The sequence below is a fragment of the Streptomyces smyrnaeus genome (assembly GCF_017676345.1).
GTDB classification, from domain to species: domain Bacteria; phylum Actinomycetota; class Actinomycetes; order Streptomycetales; family Streptomycetaceae; genus Streptomyces; species Streptomyces smyrnaeus.
On sequence record NZ_JAFFZM010000023.1, the window covers coordinates 41,020 to 58,406 of the forward strand.

A 17,387-nucleotide genomic window follows, 5' to 3' on the forward strand; every position below is an offset into this window, starting at 1 on the left:
GGGCGCAGGGTGGGCAAGCGCAGCCCACCGGGCCGCAGACATGCCAGCCCTGCGCCTTGCGCAGTCCTCCCAAGCACAGCGCAGCTCGCGCAGCTCAGCCCGGCGCAGCCGTAAAGGGCGGCGCCGCGTGGCGCAGGGTCACAGCTCCGGTTCCGGTTCCGGGACCGGCAGCTCGAACCAGACGACCTTGCCCGTGGACAGCCGTGTGGCGCCCCAGCGCCGGGCCAGCCGGTTGACCAGGTACAGCCCGCGCCCGCCCTCGTCGGTGGCGCGGGCCTGCCGCAGCCGGGGCAGCTGCGGTACGTCGTCCCCCACCTCGCAGCGCAGCGTGTCCGTGCGCAGCAGCCGCAGCGTGATGGGGCGTTCGGCGTACCGTACGGCGTTGGTGACGATCTCGCTCACCAGCAGTTCGACCGAGTCCGACAGCTCCTCCAGGCCCCAGCGGGCCAGCGCTCTTCGGGCCAGCCGCCGGGCCTGACGTGCCGTCTGGGCGCGCGGGTCGAGGAACCAGTACGCCACATCGCTGGGTGCGATGCCGTCGAACCGGGCGGCCAGCAGGGCGATGTCGTCGTCCCGGTCGCCGGGTCCGAGGATGTCCAGCACCTCGTCGCACAGCGGCTCCAGCGGGGCCGAGGCGCCGGGCCGGGTGAGCCGCGCGGTGGCGGCCAGCTTCTCGCGCAGATGCTCGATACCCGTCCACACGTCGCGCTGCCGCGATTCGACCAGCCCGTCGGTGTACAGCAGCAGTGTGGCGCCCGCCGGCGCGTCCAGCTCGACGGCCTCGAAGTCGACGCCGCCCACACCGATCGGTGCGCCCGCCGGTATCCGCAGTACTTCCGCCCGTCCGCTGCGGTGCAGCATGACCGGCGGCGGATGGCCCGCGTTCGCGACGACGATACGGTGCGCCACCGGGTCGTACACGGCGTACAGGCAGGTGGCCATGCGGTCGCTGCCCAGCCGCTGCGCCTGCTCGTCCAGGTGGTGCAGCACCTCCTGGGGCGGTAGATCGAGCCCGGCCAGGGTCTGCGCCGTCGTGCGCAGCTGGCCCATGATCGCCGCGGAGGTCATCGAATGGCCCATCACATCGCCCACCACCAGCGCCACCCGCGAGCCGGGCAGCGGGATGGCGTCGTACCAGTCGCCGCCCACCCGTGCCGTCTCGGCGGCGGGCAGATAGCGGCTGGCGAGGGTGACGCCCGTGGGCTGCGGCAGTTCGTCGGGCAGCATGGTGCGCTGCAGCTCGTCGGCGATGTACGCCTCGCGCCCGTACAGCACGGCCTTGTCCACGCCGAGTGCCGTATGGGTGGCCAGCTGCGCCGCGATGAGCAGGTCGTCGGGCTCGAACGCGGGCCGGTCCGGGCGGCGCAGGAAGACCGCGGCGCCGATCACCCGGCGCCGTCCCCGCAACGGCGCGAGGATGGCGCGGTGCCCGGCGGGCACGTCCCGCTCCGGGCCGAGGAGTTCGGGCAGTGCGGCGCTGGCGGCGGGGGAGTCGGCGAAGACCGGCCGTACCCCGCGCAGCACTTCGGCCAGCGGGCCGCCCGGGCGCACCTCGGTGAGCTTGGAGGCGGTCGTGCCCGTCCCGCCGGCCGCCGCGCTCGTGACCATGCCCAACGAGAGGCCGGCCGCCTCGGCCGCGCTGTGTCCGGGGTAGTCGGCGGCCTGGGTCGGATGTCCGGTCGCCTGCGTGGTACGCACGCCGGGCGCCGCCGGCTGGGCGGCCTGCAACGCCTGCGCGGCCAGCGGATCCTCGGGAATCCGGTCGCTGCGCCGCAGCCGCAGCATGAAGGGGCCGGTGGGGCGCTCGTCACCGACCGGCAGCGGGTCGCGCAGATAGACGAGGATCGCGTCCGAGTACGCGGGCACGCTGGCCCGGCACAGGCCCAGCACCGTCTCGTCCAGGTCGACACCGCGGGCGATGCGCCGCGTCGCCGCGCCGACGAACCGCAGCCGGTCCCCGCCCCTGCGCTCCCGCTCGGACCGCTCGTTGCCCGCCTCGTCGTCGGGCACCGGCCCGGCGGGCACGCCCGGCTCGCCCGGCTGCGGGGGGTGCGGCCGCGGTCGCGGCGGGGCGCCGTCGCGCCCCCGCCGAGGCGGCTGGCCGCCGGCGTCGGCGGTGCCGTCGTGGGCGCCGCCCGCCGGTGCGGGGTGCGTCGGTTCGGTCGTGCTGTTCGCCGCAGGTTTCTCGTGCTCCGTCACGCGTTCGGTTTCCATCCATCCGGGGCTGCGCGTCGGCGCACGCCCTGCGCTGGGTGCTCGCGGTCTATGGGCGTCGTCGGCACTGCAAGAAGAGCTGAATCTCGGGAGGTACATCCGTGCTCGCAGGAGCGTACGCGCGTGCGTCCTCTCCTACGACATCGAATCCCGCGTCCTGGACCACTCCGCGCAATTCGTCCCGCAGATAGCCGGATACCCGGATCGAGTTGCCCAGGAACGGGATGGCGAAATCGTTCACGTCCGCCTCCACCATCCCCAGTACCAGCGGTGCGTCGCCGCGCAGCTGCCCGTGCAGGGCCCGCAGGGCGAACGGGATCTCCGGTCGGGGCAGCATCAGCAGCGAGAAGAAGGCGACGGCTCCGTCGAACGGGCCCAGGCCCGACGACTCCAGGTCGGCCACGTCCAGTTTGCGGCATTCGCTCTCCGGGACGTTGTCGCGGCACAGCTTCAGCATCGAGGGCGACAGATCGATACCGACGACCTTGTGTCCCGCTTCGGTGAGCTGGCGGGCCGTCGGCAGTCCGGTGCCGCAGCCCACGTCCAGCACGCGGGAGCCGGGCGGCAGCCGGTCGGCCAGCCAGGCGGCGCAGGCGATCTGGCCCTCCTTGTGCGGGAAGGCTTCGTCGTAGCGGTCCCCGATGGCGTCGAACGCCTCGGACTGGCCCGAACGGTCGATGTTCGTACGGTCGAATCCGTCATATGCCCCGGCACCTGCCCCGGATCTCCCGCTAGCCCCAAAACCCGCAGAGCTGCTCACGGCTGGGCTCCTTCCTGGCTGCCGGTCAAGTCCCCGGGGGGTGAGGGGAGTTGTGCAGCGTACGTTTACGGACGTTGATCCTACGTTTGCAGTATGGGGGCGTATCAAGGGGCATCGGGAGGTCGGTGCAGACACGCGCCGGACGGCGGCCTGTCCTGCCCGCCGAACGGCGGCCTGTCCCAGTCGTCCGGCAACGCGGGCACCGGCCACTCCGGGTCGGGCCGCCACCGCTCCCAGCCGTCCGCGAACGGCGAGCCCCAGGACCGTACCGCCTCCACGGCCCGCCGCCCCGCCGCGCGGATCCGGTCGGCCTGCTCCGCGTCCAGTAGCCCCGCGCGCTGCGCCTGGGCGAACTCGTCCTCGTCCCGCCACTCCCAACGGCCGTCGGGGCCGACCTCGAGGTCCAGGAAGTGGTCCTCGGAGTCCACCCCGCCCGGCCAGCGCAGCCGGGGCTCCTCCAGGTTCACGTAGAAATTCTTGAACAGCCAGCCGCGCTCCCAGAACAGCCACACCGACCACGGTTCCCCCGGCCGGGCCAGTTTCAGCACGCCCATGCCGAACCAGCGGGTGAAGGCGACCCGGCGCGGCTTGGTGTAGCGGGTGGCCAGCGGCTCGTGGTGCACGGGGGTGCCGTCGGCGAGTTCGGGTCTGACACACAGGGTGCCGGGCGCCATCCACACCGCCAGCAGCTCGGCCGTGTCGCGCACGACGGTGACGGGACGGCAGATGTGGGGGTGCGCACCGCCGTTGGCGCGGTAGCGCCACAGGATCGGGGTGCCTGTGGGCCACCGGTGCCGGGGCGCCGCCTGTTCCGCTGTCATGACGGGATCTTAGGTGCGCGACCCACCGGCCCGCCGTGAGCTGCGCCGCAGCGCGCCCACAACGGGCCCGGAACCCTCGGTTCCGCCGGGCCCGGAAAGCGCCCGGGAGGTACCGGGAACGCGCCCGGGAAGTGCCGCCCCCTCAGGGATGCGTCATCCGCAGGACGTCCAGGGCCTCATCCAGCTGCTCCAGCGTCAGCTCACCCCGCTCGACATGGCCGGCGGCCAGTACCGCCTCGCGGATGGTGAGCTGCTGCGCCATGGCCGTCTTGGCGACGGCGGCGGCGTTCTCGTAGCCGATGTACTTGTTGAGCGGAGTGACCACGGAGGGGGAGGACTCCGCGAACTGGCGCGCCCGCTCCACGTTCGCGGTGATGCCGTCGACGGTGCGGTCGGCCAGCAGCCGCGCCGCGTTGGCCAGCAGCCGCACCGACTCCAGCAGGTTCTTGGCGATGACGGGCAGCATCACGTTCAGCTCGAAGTTGCCCGCGGCGCCCGCCGCAGCCACCGTCGCATCGTTCCCCGTGACCTGCGCGGCGACCATCAGCACCGCTTCCGGGACGACGGGGTTGACCTTGCCCGGCATGATCGAGGAGCCCGGCTGCAGATCGGGCAGCGCGATCTCCGCCAGCCCCGTCCGCGGCCCGGAAGCCATCCAGCGCAGATCGTTGGAGATCTTGGTGAGCCCGACCGCGATGGTCCGCAGCTGTCCGGAGGTCTCCACCAGCGCGTCCCGGGCGCCCTGCGCCTCGAAGTGGTCGCGCGCCTCGGTCAGCGGGAGCCCCGTGGAGCGGGCCACCTCCTCGATGACGGCGGCGGCGAAGCCGGGCGGAGTGTTGATGCCGGTGCCCACGGCCGTACCGCCCAACGGCAGTTCGGCGAGCCGGGGCAGCGCGGCATGCAGCCGCTCGACCCCGTACCGCATCTGGGCCGCGTAGCCCCCGAACTCCTGGCCGAGCGTCACCGGAGTGGCGTCCATCAGATGGGTGCGCCCGCTCTTGACCACATCGGCGAACTCGCTCGCCTTGCCCTCCAGCGACGCCGTCAGATGTTCCAGGGCCGGAATCAGATCGGCGGTCACGGCGGCGGTCGCGGCGATGTGGATGGAGGACGGGAAGACGTCGTTGGACGACTGGCTGGCGTTGACGTGGTCGTTGGGATGCACGGCGGGCGCCGCACCGCCCGAGGCGGCCAGCCGCTCGGTGGCCAGCGTCGCCAGCACCTCGTTCATGTTCATGTTGGACGAGGTGCCCGAGCCGGTCTGGAACACATCGACCGGGAAGTGCTCGTCCCATCGCCCCTCGGCGACCTCCTCGGCCGCTTCCCGCACGGCGTCGGCCCGCTGCTGGTCGAGGACCCCGAGGCGGGCGTTGACGGTGGCGGCCGCCGCCTTGATCCGGGCCAGCGCCTCGATGTGCGCACGCTCCAGCCGCTGCCCGCTGAGGGGGAAGTTCTCCACGGCCCGCTGCGTCTGCGCCCGCCATTTGGCGTGCGCGGGCACCCGTACCTCGCCCATCGAGTCGTGCTCGATCCGGTATGCGGCGCTGCCGGTGCCGCTGGTGCCGCTGGTGCTGCTGGTGCTGTCGGTCATCGTCTACACCTCCGTGCGGTTCAGCATCCCGTATCGCGGCCGCATTCCTGGCTAGGGTCCGTCCCATGACGAGTCGTATCGCGGTGCTGTGCATCGACGCCGTGGACCCGCCGGCCGTGGCGGACTTCTGGTGCCGGGTGCTGGACTGGCAGGTCAGGGACGAGTCCGAGGGCGGCATCGAGATCGGCCCGTCCGACCCGGCGCAGCCGGGCATCGACGTGCTGCCCGTCCCGGAGCGCAAGCCCGGAAAGAACCGTCTCCACCTGGATCTGCGTGCCGACGGCAGTACCACGGAGCAGGAGCTGCGGCGCCTGCTGGAACTGGGCGCCACCAGGGTCGATGTCGGCCAGCCCCCGGACGCCTCATGGACGGTGCTGGCCGACCCGGAGGGCAACGAGTTCTGCCTGCTGCACCGGACGATGCAGGAGCTGTGAGGCCCGCCCCGCCGCACCGGCGGGGACCTGTGCCGCTTGCGGCGCGCGACTCACCGGCCGCCGCCGGCCTGGGTGTACACACTGTTGACGATCTTCTGCGCGAGTTCGGCGTGGTTCGGCCGCACTCGCACCCGCAGCCAGATCTGCCGTCGTTCGCCGTGCCCGTATCGGTACTCACCCCACATACGCAGCTCGTACTCGTCGTCGGTGCGCCGGACCGAGTAGAGGGGCTGGCCGGACTCCCGGCGCCATCCCTTCCTCTTCCCGGTGGGGCGCTCCCGGACGAAGGCGCGGACCTCGTTGTCCGCACAGCTGTCTCCGCAGGACAGCTCGGCAGCGTACAGGCGCAGCCAGGGGGCGTTGCCCGGCGGCTCGGTGGCGGCGGGATAGGTGCGAGGCAAAGAGGTGGCGTTCTCGCAGTTGTAGGCGCGCACATGGTCCTCCTCCTCCGGGGCCCAGGTGCACGTCATGTGCTTCGGTGCGCGCACCGGAAGGGCCAACAGGGAGAACTTCCAGATGAACGAGCGTTCCGCGCGGCCCCACACCGCACCGTGCAGGCGCTGCTCGGAGTGCCGGTAGCGGGCGAGCCGGGAGCCCTTGGGCACCTCGGTGCGGGGGATGTCCGCCAGGTCCCGGGCGTCGGTGCGGCCCAGCGCCCGGCGCAGCAGCGACTCGGCGACCGCCGCGACCCTGCGCCGGGAGGCGAACTCCTCGGCGAACTCCACGGTCACCAGCAGATTCCCGTCGCGTGCCGCGTACCGGGCCTGCCGCAGGGCGGGGCGTCCGGTGCCCGTGAAGCGGGCCACGGTCACCACCCGGACCGCCTGGTCGGCCGGGTCCGGTGCGGCGTCGAAGGACATCTGGTCGGCTCCCGTGCCCGCCCGCTGGATCTTCCAGGCGCTGCGCTCGCTGCCGAGCAGGAGCGCGAACCGCCGTCGGGCCTTTGCCGGGCCGCTGTCCGCCCAGTCGCCCGCCATGGCCTGCACCCGCACACGTACCTGGACCTCCGGCCGGAAGGGCGCCTGCTCGCCCGCCGCACACGTGTCGCCGTCGGCGACCCGGCGCGGATCGTCCATCAGTGCGTCGAGCACCTCGGGGGACAGCACCGTGCAGACGGAGCCGGGCACCGGATACGGGCCCGGGGCGGGGCCCGTCGCGAGCACGCCCGGGACCACGGCGGTGCAAAGGAGCAGTCCGGCCAGGCCCACGACCCCGTTCTGGGCCGCCTCAGCCAGCTTCGGGAGCCGGTGACGGGGCTTCCGCGGGGCGGGGACGTCGTCGGCCAGCCGATTGCGCAGTTCGATGTGGCGGAAGCGGTAGACGCCACCCGCCTGGCGCAGCACACCCTTGGCGTGCGCCTCGCGGAGGAAGTCCATCAGCCGCCACGGCAGGCGTCCGGTCGCGGCGAACCAGATGCGGGCCAGGGTGTAACGGCCCCAGGCCGAGGTGGCGATCTCGCACAGCCAGCCGCTCAGCAGGGTCCCGGCGACGGTCACCAGCCACGTCCCGGCCGTCACCACGTCCCGTCCGAGGGACAGCTGCCACAGGCCCAGCATCAGCACGGGGGCGGCCCACACGAGGGGGATCTCTTCAGGCTGGTAGGTGGGTGCCGCGCCGAGGGCCAGCGTGGCGCGCCGGTCCCGGTGCAGCAGTTGGGCGGGCTCCGCCGCCGTCTCCGGATCGGCGGGCGGCCGGGCCCGTGCGAGCCACCAGCGGGTCACGGAGCGTGCGAAGAAGACGGCGTACAGCAGCAGTGCGAGGCGCAGCTGCCCCGGTTCGTCGGCCAGTGTCAGCAGGTAGACCAGGCAGCCGGCGCCCAGGGTCCAGCCGGTGAGCTTCCCCACCGCCGTCCAGCGCAGCGCCTGCCGCACATCCGCGGGGCGTGGCAGCCGCACCTGCTGCGGGGCCCGCGCGGCGCTGCCCCCGTACCTGGCGGTCACGTACGCGCACAGTCCCAGCCCGAATCCGGCCCACAGCGGCACCGGCACCCAGCGGTCCCACCAGGGCGCGCTGTAGTCCGCCAGGTACACGGTGAGCGTCGCCGTCAGCGCGGCGGGCAGCACGCTCAGCCGTCGCAGCCAGGTCGGCAGTGCCTCCTCCAGCCGCCACCAGGCGACCTCCTGCCCGCCGAGGCGGCCGGTGAGCGCGGCCAGGAAGGAGGCGTGCTCCCGTGTCTTCGCTGCGCTCGCACCCGAGGCGTCCGCGTAGGCGGCGGTCAGGAACGCGTCGTACAAGTGCCGTTCGACGGCCTGCCGGGTGGTGAAGCGTCCGGCGCCGAGCAGTTCGGCGGGGTCGGCGTCCGTTTCGCTGTAGGCGACGCGGGCGAGTGCCACCATCAGCGGGGTGCTGAGCACCCGGCGCAGCACCCGAGTCTCGCGCCTCGTGTCGTCGGCGTCGGCAAGCCGCTCCAGTACCGGCGACCACTTGGTGTGTGCCGGGTCGCTGCGGCTGGTGCGGCGGCTGGTACGGGGCAGATAGCGCCACAGGTCGTCCGTGGTCAGCGGGCACAGTTCCACCGCCACGGCACCGGGCAGCGGGAGGGCGGCCTGCTCCACCGCCCGCGCGTACTCGGCCGTGCGGCTGGTGAGGACGCAGCGCGCGTGGCTGGTCAGACTGGTGCGCAGCTGCCGGAGCGCGTACGCCTGCGCGGAGTCCGGGAGCTCGTCGAAGCCGTCCAGCACGGGCAGGACACGGCCGGACTCGATCAGGTCGAGGGCGACCTCGACCGTGGGCAGCGGCACCGGATGCTCGGCGCACAGCCGCTCGGCGGCCCAGCGCCACAGCCCCTGCCCGCCGCCCGGGTTCCAGGAGGCCAGCGGCAGGACGACCGGGACGGGTGCCGCCGACGCGGGGCCCCGCGCCTCCAGGAGCGTACGAGCGAGCCGGTGGGCGAGCACGGTCTTGCCCGCGCCGGGCGCTCCCAGGATGACCAGCCGCTGCCTGGGCAGCGTGGTGAAGAACGCCGCCGTTCCCGCGAACTCGCCGTCCGTCTCCAGCCCGCCCGCGACGGCGTCGTCCCCGGCCGGGAGGTCGTGCCGGGCCGAGGCGCCCAGCACGTTCGGCACATGATCGGTGACCAACGGGTCGGCGGCCGTCCACCGCACGGGAATGGGCGTGGGGGTGTGCACCGGAGCGAGTGCGAGCTGGTCCTGCCTGCCGTACTGCCGGACCAGTGCCTCGGCCAGCCCCTCGGCGGCCCGGTCCAGCCGGTGCCCGGAGTGCGTGGCCCGCGGGCGGGTGAGCCGCCGCCGGTCGCGTATCCGGCCGACTGCCGCGACACCCGCCGACAGGGCGGCGAACAGCGCGGCGAGCGCCGGCAGCCGCCGCTGCTCCGCCAGCACCGCGTCCGCCACCAGGGGCTGAACGATCCACAGCCCGCCGCTGACGCAGAGCAACAGCCCCGCCAGTACGAACAGGCGCAGCGGCGACCTGGGCAGCTCGGCGGTCTCCTCGTGCACGTGGATGTGCACGGCGTCGATCCGTTCGGCCTGGATGACCGTGCCGAACGTGCCGCCGTCGATCCGGTTCCCCCAGCGGGGCGCGCCGTCCGTCCCATCCGGGGCCACCGGTCACCCCCCGCCCCACGACCCGTCAGAAGCAGGATCCTAGCCCTGGAGCGCCGGGAGCGCCCCCGCGGTTGCGGGGGCTTTCGATGGCCGTCAGGACCCGGCGCGTACCGGGATCGAGGTGACGAACGGCTGCTCGGGTGCGGGGTCCGCGAAGAAGTCGTTGCCCTTGTCGTCGACGACGATGAAGGCGGGGAAGTCCTCCACCTCGATCCGCCAGACCGCCTCCATGCCCAGCTCCTCGTACTCCAGGACCTCCACCTTCTTGATGCAGTCCTGGGCCAGCCGGGCCGCCGGGCCGCCGATGGAGCCGAGGTAGAAGCCGCCGTGCGCCGCGCACGCGTCGGTGACCTGCTTGCTGCGGTTGCCCTTGGCGAGCATCACCTTCGAGCCGCCGGCGGCCTGGAACTGTTCGACGTAGGCGTCCATCCGACCGGCCGTGGTGGGGCCGAAGGAGCCGGAGGCGTACCCCTCGGGCGTCTTGGCCGGGCCCGCGTAGTAGACGGGGTGGTCCTTGAGGTACTGCGGCATCTCCTCGCCCGCGTCCAGCCGCTCCTTGATCTTCGCGTGGGCGATGTCGCGGGCGACCACCAGCGTGCCGGTCAAGGACAGCCGGGTCTTGACCGGGTGCTTGGTCAGCTCGGCCAGGATCTCGTCCATGGGACGGGACAGGTCGATCTTGACGGCTTCGAGGTCCGGGCCCGCGCCCTCGGTCAGCTCGGACTCCGTCGTCTCCGGCAGGAAGCGCGCCGGGTCGGTCTCCAGCTGTTCCAGGAAGACGCCCTCGGCGGTGATCTTCGCCTTGGCCTGGCGGTCGGCGGAGCAGGAGACCGCGATGGCCACGGGGCAGGAGGCGCCGTGCCGCGGCAGCCGCACCACGCGTACGTCGTGGCAGAAGTACTTGCCGCCGAACTGGGCGCCGATGCCGATCTTCTGCGTCAGCTCGAAGACCTGCTCCTCCAGCTCCTTGTCCCGGAAGCCGTGCCCGGAGGGCGAGCCGGAGGAGGGCAGCTCGTCGAGGTAGTGCGCGGAGGCGTACTTGGCCGTCTTGAGCGCGTACTCGGCGCTGGTGCCGCCGACGACGATCGCCAGGTGGTACGGGGGGCAGGCGGCGGTGCCCAGCGAACGGATCTTCTCCTCCAGGAACTTCATCATGCTCGCCTCGTTGAGCACGGCCTTCGTCTCCTGGTAGAGGAAGGACTTGTTGGCGCTGCCCCCGCCCTTGGCCATGAACAGGAACTTGTAGGCGTCGCCGTCCGTCGCGTACAGCTCGATCTGGGCGGGCAGGTTGGTGCCGGTGTTCTTCTCCTCCCACATGGTGAGCGGAGCCATCTGCGAGTAGCGCAGATTGAGCTGGGTGTAGGCGTCGTGGATGCCGCGCGAGAGCGCTTCCTCGTCGCCGCCCGCCGTGAGCACCTGCTGACCGCGCTTGCCCATCACGATCGCCGTACCGGTGTCCTGGCACATCGGCAGCACGCCCGCCGCCGCGATGTTGGCGTTCTTGAGCAGATCGAGGGCGACGAAGCGGTCGTTGGCGCTGGCCTCGGGGTCGTCCAGGATCCGGCGCAGCTGCGCCAGGTGCTCGGGGCGCAGATAGTGCTGGATGTCGTGGATGGCCTCGGCCGCCAGCTTGCGCAGTGCCTCCGGCTCCACCTTGAGGAAGGTGCGCCCGTCCGCCTCGAAAGTGCTCACGCCCTCGCTGGTGATCAGGCGGTACGGTGCGGGGTCCGCACCGGTGGGGAGCAGATCCGTGTAGGAGAACTCCGGGCTGGCCGGTTGGGAGCTGGCAGACATACGGGGACTCTTCCTCTCACACTTGCGGCTCTCGACGATGCTCGACGACAAGAGCCCGGCTCTCGACGATGGGAGCGCGTCTCACAGCGTAGAACCCGCCCGCAAGAGGCCGCTGCGGGGGTAGTCGCGATCTATCGCGTTTGGGTAGGCTGCTGTTGTGACTGAAGACTCTTCGCGCACTTCGCTCCAGAAGCAGCCGTCCGCCGAGCGGTCCCCGAAGCCCGCGGCCGCGCCCGCTCCTGCCGCGGAGGCCGCCGTCCGTGCCTCGGACGCCGACCGGGACCGGGTCGCCGACATCCTCCGCGAGGCCCTTGCCGAGGGCAGGCTGGACGCGGAGGAGCACAGCGAGCGGGTCGAGGCCGCCTACGCGGCAAAGACGATGGGCGAGTTGGAGCCGCTCGTCCGCGATCTGCCGGCGGGCCGCTCGGGCACCGTCGGGTCGCAGGACGGTGACGGGCAGCCGGGCGGAAGCGGTCAGCGCTCCTACAGCACCTCGTTCGCGACCTTCGCCGCCTCCCACACCTCCAGCCATGCCATGCACGGCAGCGGCCCCAAGGAGAACCTGGTCGCCATCTTCAGCGGCACCGGGCGCAAGGGGCGCTGGCGGGTTCCGCGGAAGATCAACGCGTTCGCCTGTTTCGGCGGTATCGAGATCGATCTGACCGAGGCGCTGTTCGAGCACCCGCATGTGCAGATCAACGCCACTGCGATCTTCGGAGGGATCGAGATCCGGGTCCCGGAGAACGTCACCCTGCAGCAGAAGGGTGCCGGCATCTTCGGTGGGTTCGACGTCCAGGTGACCGACTCCACGGACCCGACCGCGCCGGTCGTGCTGGTGGAGGGGGCCGCGATCTTCGGCGGTGTGGACGCCAAACCGAAGCGTGGCCGCGTCATTCAGAATCTGCGCGACCGGTTCCGCAAGGAGCTGTGAGCACGCGGGCGCACCGGAGGTTCTGCGCGCGCTGGGGAGCGTACGCCTGGGCGCGTATCGGACTACACGCAATGCATACCGGCGCGTACAGCGGGTAGGGCTCGGGCATCGTCTTGCGCACAGCGAGAGTTCGCGAGCCGGCCCTCCCCGAGAGGGCCCGTGGGGGAACGTGAACTGCTGTGCGCCGCAAGACGGGTGAAGGGGAAACAAACCTCCGTCGTCGCGTCAGGAGCAGACCGTGCTGCACACGCCGCATCAGTCCCTGCAGGCCGCCGCCACCATCCCCGTACAGCGAACGCCTGAGCGAGATGATCAAGCGGGCCCCTGGCACGCGGACGCCGTCTGCCGCCGCGATGAGGCGGGCCTTTTCTTCGCCCCCTCCAAGGAGCCCACGGCCGCCCGGCTCTCCCGTGAGCAGGCCGCCAAGCGCGTCTGCGCCCGCTGCCCTGTCCTGGTCGAGTGCCGCGAGCACGCCCTGGTGATGCCCGAGCCCTACGGCGTGTGGGGCGGCCTCACCGCCGCCGAACGCCGCGTCGTCCTCTCCCGTCGCCGCCGCGCCGCACAGGCCGCGGCCGCGGGGCAGCCGACGACGGAGGTGCCCCGCATCGCGTAGCCGCCTCGCCGCCGGGCGGAGGGCCGTGGGGCTCTGCGGGTGCTCTGTGGCTGGTCGCGCAGTTCCCCGCGCCCCTGAATCGCTACCCCGCAAGCTTGGGCAGTCTGCGCCCTGGGGGTACCTCCCTGGGGGCACCGCCCGGCCGGAGGCTGGGGGAGGAGTCTGGGGGAGCAGGGTGGGCAAGCGCAGCCGCCCACGCGGGGTGCGCTCGCGGGAGGGGGTCACCAGTGGCGGCGGCCTCAGCGCGGCGCCGCCCTCAGCGCGCGCGGTCGAAATCGATGGCGCTGTAGGCGCGCAGCTTCGAGAGCCGGTGCACGGACTCGATCTGACGGATGGTGCCGGACTTCGAGCGCATCACCAGCGACTGTGTGAAGGCCCGCTCGCCGCGGTAGTGGACGCCCCGCAGCAGGTCGCCGTCGGTGATGCCGGTGGCGACGAAGAACACGTTCTCGCCGCCGACCAGGTCGTCGGTGAGCAGCACCTGGTCCAGATCGTGGCCCGCGTCCAGCGCGCGCTGCCGCTCCTCGTCGTCCTTGGGCCACAATTTGCCCTGTATCGTCCCGCCGAGGCACTTGATCGCGCAGGCCGCGATGATGCCCTCGGGAGTGCCGCCCACGCCCAGCAGCAGGTCGACGCCGGTCTCCTCGCGCACGGTCATCACGGCGCCCGCGACATCGCCGTCCGAGATGAACTTGATCCGCGCGCCCGCCTCGCGGATCTCCTTCACCAGCCCCTCGTGGCGCGGGCGGTCGAGCACGACGACGGTGACGTCCTCGACGCCGCAGCCCTTGGCCTTGGCGATCCGCCGGATGTTCACCGCCGGCGGTGCCGTGATGTCGACGAACTCCGCCGCCTCGGGGCCCGTGACCAGCTTGTCCATGTAGAAGACCGCGCTCGGGTCGAACATCGAGCCCCGCTCGGCCACCGCCAGCACCGAGACGGCGTTGCCCATGCCCTTGGCGGTGAGCGTCGTACCGTCGACCGGGTCCACCGCGACATCGCACTCGGCGCCCGTGCCGTCCCCGACGCGCTCCCCGTTGTAGAGCATCGGGGCCTCGTCCTTCTCGCCCTCACCGATCACCACCACGCCGTTCATCGAGACCGTGGAGACGAGGGTGCGCATCGCCTTGACGGCCGCCCCGTCGGCGCCGTTCTTGTCGCCCTTGCCGACCCAGCGGCCCGACGCCATCGCCCCCGCCTCGGTGACCCGCACCAACTCCAGCGCCAGGTTGCGGTCCGGGGCCTCCGGGCTGACTTCGAGCGGGGAGGGCAGGTGGTTGTGTTCAGTCATCGGAACACACCTTTCTGTACGGCGACTCTGGACGGCCACTACGGCGACGCGAGCTGTGCCGATTCGGCGAGGGTGGGCAGGATTTTACCTGTACATCGCAGACTGAGCAGGGGCGCCCACGGATGAGCAGGTCCAAGGAGGCGGCGAGGAGGGCCGGAGGCGACGCCGCGGCAGCAGGGGCGGCACCGGACCGGCCGCCCCCTCACGCAAGCCGCCGACCGGCATAAGGGACGATGGGGGCGTGGCAGCAGACAAGAAGCGCGGCGCCCAGGCCGTGCGTGACATGGTGATCTCGCTGGCGGTGATCATCCTCGCCGCCTGGGTCATCTACCTGTTCATCCCGCACGACGAGAACAAGGACCCGGTCAAGACGGTCAGCTATCGCGTGGAGCTGGCATCGGCACGGCGCGCGGCACCGTATCCGGTGGCCGCACCGCAGGGGCTGTCCAAGGAGTGGCGTGCCACCTCCGTCCGCTACACGGCGGACGGCCCCAAGGGCACCGTCTGGCACCTGGGCTTCGTGACGCCGGACAACGAGTACGCCGCCGTCGAACAGAGCGACCAGGAACGGCCGGTCCGGTTCATCGACGACGTCACACAGGGTGCCCAGAAGACATCGAAGAAGCAGCGCGTCGCGGGCGAGGAGTGGACCCGCTACCAGGGCCAGAAGTACGACGCGCTGGTGCGGCCCGCCGCCGACGGCAAGTCGGTGACGGTGGTCACGGGCACCGCGAGCTTCCGGCAGCTGGGCGAGCTCGCCGAAGCGCTGGAGGCCAAGTCCCTGAAGCCGGGGAACTCCCAGAAGCCCGACGGGAGCGGTTCCGCGCAGCCCGCAGCCGAGTAGGCGGCTCCACGGCGGTCGCCATGGTCCGGCCCCATGGTCGCCATGGGGCGTAGGGGTGCGAAGGGAAGGGTCCAGTTCTGGACCCTTGAAAGGCGAAAGCCCCCCGCGCGAGGGGGGGGTGTGCGCGGGGGGCCGTCTGTGGGGCGGCTGTCAGCTGTGCGGCTGACAGCCGGCAGGTCGTCGCCTCACAGGGAGGTCACGACGTCGTCGTAGGACAGCCGGGGCGAGCGGGGGGCGAACGCGTCGGGGCCCGGCTTGCCGATGTTGACGACCAGCAGTACGCGCTGGCGGCCGTCGCCGAAGAACTCCTTGTTGACGCCCTCCGGGTCGAAGCCGGTCATCGGCCCGGCCGCGAGCCCGGCGGCGCGCACGCCGAGGATGAAGTACCCGGCCTGCAGCGTGGCGTTGAGGGCGCCGGCGCCCTCGCGCGCGCTCTCCTCGGCGAAGAACGCGTCCTTGATGTGCGGGGCGTGCGGGAACAGCTCGGGAAGCCGCTCGTGGAAGTCCAGGTCGTAGGAGAGGATCGCGGTCAGCGGCGCCGTGCGGGTCTTGGGCACGTTGCCCTCGGCCATGTGCGTCAGCAGCCGCTCGCGGGCCTCGGAGGAGCGCAGCAGCGTCAGACGCAGCGGCGACTGGTTGAACGCCGTGGGCCCGTACTTCACCAGGTCGTATATCGCCTGGACCTGCTCCTCGGTGACCGGCTCGTCCGTGAACGTGTTGGCGGTACGGGCCTCACGGAAGAGGAGGTCCTGGGCTGCGGGGTCGAGGGCGAGAGCCATGGTCGGGTGCCTTGCCTTTTCGTGCGACGTACAGGGTGGTCAGGCAAGTGTAACCAGCACTAGTTCAACCTTGAACAAAGGCCCCGGTCCGGGCTCCGGATCCGCCGCCGGGGGCGCCGCCCTGGCGAACCCCCTCGACCCCCGTCCTACGGCTCCCGCTCACCGGTTCCCGCTCACCGCTCCTCTTCGTCCTCCTCCGCGGCTTCCTCTTCCTCCTCCTCCAGCACCGCGTCCAGCCGGGCCCGTGCCCCCTCCAGCCAGGCGCGGCAGATGCCCGCCAGCTCCTCGCCGCGCTCCCACAGCGCCAGTGACTCCTCCAGCGTCGAGCCGCCGGACTCCAGGCGCTGTACGACCTCGACCAGCTCGGCCCGCGCCTGCTCGTAGCTGAGCGCGTCCGCCGTGGCCAGCTCCGCCTGCGACGCGTCGGCCGCCGCGTCCCCCGCGGCGGCTGCCGGGCCGCTCCCGGCCGCCTGAGCTTCCGTTTCCGTCGTCATGACCGCAAGCCTATGCGGGCGGTCCGACAGCGACGCCGAACTCTCCCTCTGCCACCCGGGCCCGCAGCCGGTCGCCCTCCGCGACCTCGGCGGCGTCCCGCACCACGGCGCCGTTCTCCCGCTGCAGCACCGCGTAGCCCCGCTGCAGCGTCGCGGCCGGTGACAGCGCGACGACCCGGGCACGGGTGTGCGTCAGTGCGTCCTCGGCGCGGGCCAGCCGGTGGTCGAGCACACGCCGGGAGCGGTCGAGCAGCGCCGCGACCTCCTCCTCGCGGTCCTCCACCATGACGTGCGGGTCGGCCATCGCCGGTCGGCTCATCACCTCGGCCAGGCCGCGTTCCTCGCGCTCCAGCAGCCCGTTGATCACTCGCCAGGCGCGCTCCCGCAGCGCTCGCACCCGCTCATGCTCCTCGCCGACGTCGGGAACGGTGTCCTTGGCCGCGTGGGTGGGCGTACGGGAGCGCAGGTCGGCCACCAGGTCCAGCAGCGGCGAGTCCGCCTCGTGCCCGATCGCGGAGACCACCGGGGTGCGTGCCGCGGCGACGGCGCGCACCAGGCGCTCGTCCGAGAACGGCAGCAGATCCTCCATCCCGCCGCCGCCCCGTGTCACGATGATCACGTCCACGTCCTCGCGGGCGTCCAGTTCGTGCAGCGCCTCGATGATCTGCGGGACCGCGTAGGCGCCCTGCACCGCCGTGTTGCGCACCTCGAAGCGCACGGCGGGCCAGCGCTCCCGCGCGGTGTGCAGCACATCGCGCTCGGCGTCCGAGGCGCGGCCGGTGATCAGCCCTATCCGCTGCGGCAGGAACGGCAGCCGCTTCTTGCGCTCCGCCGCGAACAGCCCCTCGGCCGTCAGCGCCTTGCGCAGCCGCTCCAACCGGACCAGCAGCTCGCCCACACCCACCGGCCGGATCTCGGCGGCGCGCAGCGAGAGCCGCCCCGTCTTCTCGTACCACTCCGGCTTCGCGTGGACGATCACCCGGGTGCCCTCGCTGATGACGTCCTTGACCTGCTCGTACACCTGGCGGAAGCAGGTGACGCTCAGCGAGACCTCGCGGGAGGGGTCGCGCAGGGTCAAGAAGACCATTCCGGCGCCCGGCCGGGGGGAGAGCTGGATGATCTGCCCCTCGACCCAGACGGCGCCCAACCGGTCGATCCAGCCGCGGATCAGCCGGGAGACCTCGCTGACGGGGATCGGGGATTCGGCGGACGTGGTGAGAGCCATGCGAGAAGGCTAGGCCCTGCCACCGACAGC

The 17,387-nt window shown here is 72.2% G+C and carries 14 protein-coding genes; 4 read left to right on the top strand and 10 right to left on the bottom strand.

Features of this window, described 5'->3' with window-relative positions:
• Positions 1-138: 138 nt before the first annotated feature.
• The 4 genes from JW613_RS29560 to JW613_RS29575 form a co-directional block, all read right to left on the bottom strand.
• Positions 139-2,214: a SpoIIE family protein phosphatase gene (locus JW613_RS29560; protein WP_209213949.1), complete on the bottom strand. Its 2,076-nt coding sequence runs from the start codon at positions 2,212-2,214 to the stop codon at positions 139-141.
• A 49-nt stretch (positions 2,215-2,263) separates the two neighbouring features.
• Positions 2,264-2,974, bottom strand: coding sequence for a class I SAM-dependent methyltransferase (locus JW613_RS29565; RefSeq protein ID WP_209213950.1), 711 nt, complete (start codon positions 2,972-2,974; stop codon positions 2,264-2,266).
• Positions 2,975-3,078: 104 nt separating this feature from the next.
• Positions 3,079-3,795, bottom strand: a complete 717-nt coding sequence (gene fomD, locus JW613_RS29570; RefSeq protein WP_209213951.1) for a cytidylyl-2-hydroxypropylphosphonate hydrolase — start codon at positions 3,793-3,795, stop codon at positions 3,079-3,081.
• Positions 3,796-3,937: 142 nt separating this feature from the next.
• On the bottom strand, positions 3,938-5,386 hold the full coding sequence (locus JW613_RS29575; protein WP_209213952.1) for a class II fumarate hydratase: 1,449 nt from the start codon (positions 5,384-5,386) through the stop codon (positions 3,938-3,940).
• A gap of 65 nt (positions 5,387-5,451) precedes the next feature.
• Here JW613_RS29575 and JW613_RS29580 point away from each other — a divergent pair, with 65 nt between their 5' ends.
• A complete protein-coding gene (locus JW613_RS29580) occupies positions 5,452-5,820 on the top strand; it encodes a VOC family protein (protein WP_209213953.1) in 369 nt (122 codons plus the stop codon).
• Positions 5,821-5,870: 50 nt separating this feature from the next.
• Here the strand turns inward: JW613_RS29580 and JW613_RS29585 are convergent, their stop codons facing one another.
• A complete protein-coding gene (locus JW613_RS29585; RefSeq protein WP_209213954.1) occupies positions 5,871-9,386 on the bottom strand; it encodes an NACHT domain-containing protein in 3,516 nt (1,171 codons plus the stop codon).
• 93 nt (positions 9,387-9,479) lie between these two features.
• Entirely contained in the window at positions 9,480-11,180 is a 1,701-nt protein-coding gene (locus JW613_RS29590) for a fumarate hydratase (protein WP_245226496.1), read from the bottom strand.
• Between the two features lie 157 nt (positions 11,181-11,337).
• Here JW613_RS29590 and JW613_RS29595 point away from each other — a divergent pair, with 157 nt between their 5' ends.
• Positions 11,338-12,111, top strand: coding sequence for a DUF1707 SHOCT-like domain-containing protein (locus tag JW613_RS29595; protein ID WP_209213955.1), 774 nt, complete (start codon positions 11,338-11,340; stop codon positions 12,109-12,111).
• A 238-nt stretch (positions 12,112-12,349) separates the two neighbouring features.
• The gene (locus JW613_RS29600; protein WP_209213956.1) at positions 12,350-12,724 is read left to right on the top strand and encodes a WhiB family transcriptional regulator; all 375 of its coding nucleotides are present in this window, start codon (positions 12,350-12,352) and stop codon (positions 12,722-12,724) included.
• Between the two features lie 256 nt (positions 12,725-12,980).
• Here JW613_RS29600 and glpX read toward each other — a convergent pair whose 3' ends face one another.
• Complete coding sequence (gene glpX / locus JW613_RS29605; protein ID WP_209213957.1) at positions 12,981-14,015, bottom strand: class II fructose-bisphosphatase; 1,035 nt, start codon at positions 14,013-14,015, stop codon at positions 12,981-12,983.
• Positions 14,016-14,256: 241 nt separating this feature from the next.
• Between glpX and JW613_RS29610 the strand changes: the two genes are divergently transcribed.
• Complete coding sequence (locus tag JW613_RS29610; protein WP_307866089.1) at positions 14,257-14,859, top strand: DUF4245 domain-containing protein; 603 nt, start codon at positions 14,257-14,259, stop codon at positions 14,857-14,859.
• A 185-nt stretch (positions 14,860-15,044) separates the two neighbouring features.
• Here JW613_RS29610 and JW613_RS29615 read toward each other — a convergent pair whose 3' ends face one another.
• From JW613_RS29615 to xseA, 3 genes are all read right to left on the bottom strand, one after another.
• The gene (locus JW613_RS29615; RefSeq protein ID WP_209213958.1) at positions 15,045-15,638 is read right to left on the bottom strand and encodes a malonic semialdehyde reductase; all 594 of its coding nucleotides are present in this window, start codon (positions 15,636-15,638) and stop codon (positions 15,045-15,047) included.
• A gap of 173 nt (positions 15,639-15,811) precedes the next feature.
• Positions 15,812-16,132, bottom strand: a complete 321-nt coding sequence (locus tag JW613_RS29620) for an exodeoxyribonuclease VII small subunit (protein WP_245226497.1) — start codon at positions 16,130-16,132, stop codon at positions 15,812-15,814.
• Positions 16,133-16,142: 10 nt separating this feature from the next.
• Positions 16,143-17,357, bottom strand: coding sequence for an exodeoxyribonuclease VII large subunit (gene xseA / locus JW613_RS29625; protein ID WP_209213959.1), 1,215 nt, complete (start codon positions 17,355-17,357; stop codon positions 16,143-16,145).
• Positions 17,358-17,387: the final 30 nt, after the last annotated feature.

Excerpts from the sequence above, each read along its gene's own strand:
- JW613_RS29560 (WP_209213949.1), bottom strand. The coding sequence starts at position 2,214 with ATGGAAACCGAACGCGTGACGGAGCACGAGAAACCTGCGGCGAACAGC.
- fomD (WP_209213951.1), bottom strand. The coding sequence starts at position 3,795 with ATGACAGCGGAACAGGCGGCGCCCCGGCACCGGTGGCCCACAGGCACC.
- JW613_RS29575 (WP_209213952.1), bottom strand. The coding sequence starts at position 5,386 with ATGACCGACAGCACCAGCAGCACCAGCGGCACCAGCGGCACCGGCAGC.
- JW613_RS29580 (WP_209213953.1), top strand. The coding sequence starts at position 5,452 with ATGACGAGTCGTATCGCGGTGCTGTGCATCGACGCCGTGGACCCGCCG.
- JW613_RS29590 (WP_245226496.1), bottom strand. The coding sequence starts at position 11,180 with ATGTCTGCCAGCTCCCAACCGGCCAGCCCGGAGTTCTCCTACACGGAT.
- glpX (WP_209213957.1), bottom strand. The coding sequence starts at position 14,015 with ATGACTGAACACAACCACCTGCCCTCCCCGCTCGAAGTCAGCCCGGAG.
- JW613_RS29615 (WP_209213958.1), bottom strand. The coding sequence starts at position 15,638 with ATGGCTCTCGCCCTCGACCCCGCAGCCCAGGACCTCCTCTTCCGTGAG.
- JW613_RS29620 (WP_245226497.1), bottom strand. The coding sequence starts at position 16,132 with ATGACGACGGAAACGGAAGCTCAGGCGGCCGGGAGCGGCCCGGCAGCC.
- xseA (WP_209213959.1), bottom strand. The coding sequence starts at position 17,357 with ATGGCTCTCACCACGTCCGCCGAATCCCCGATCCCCGTCAGCGAGGTC.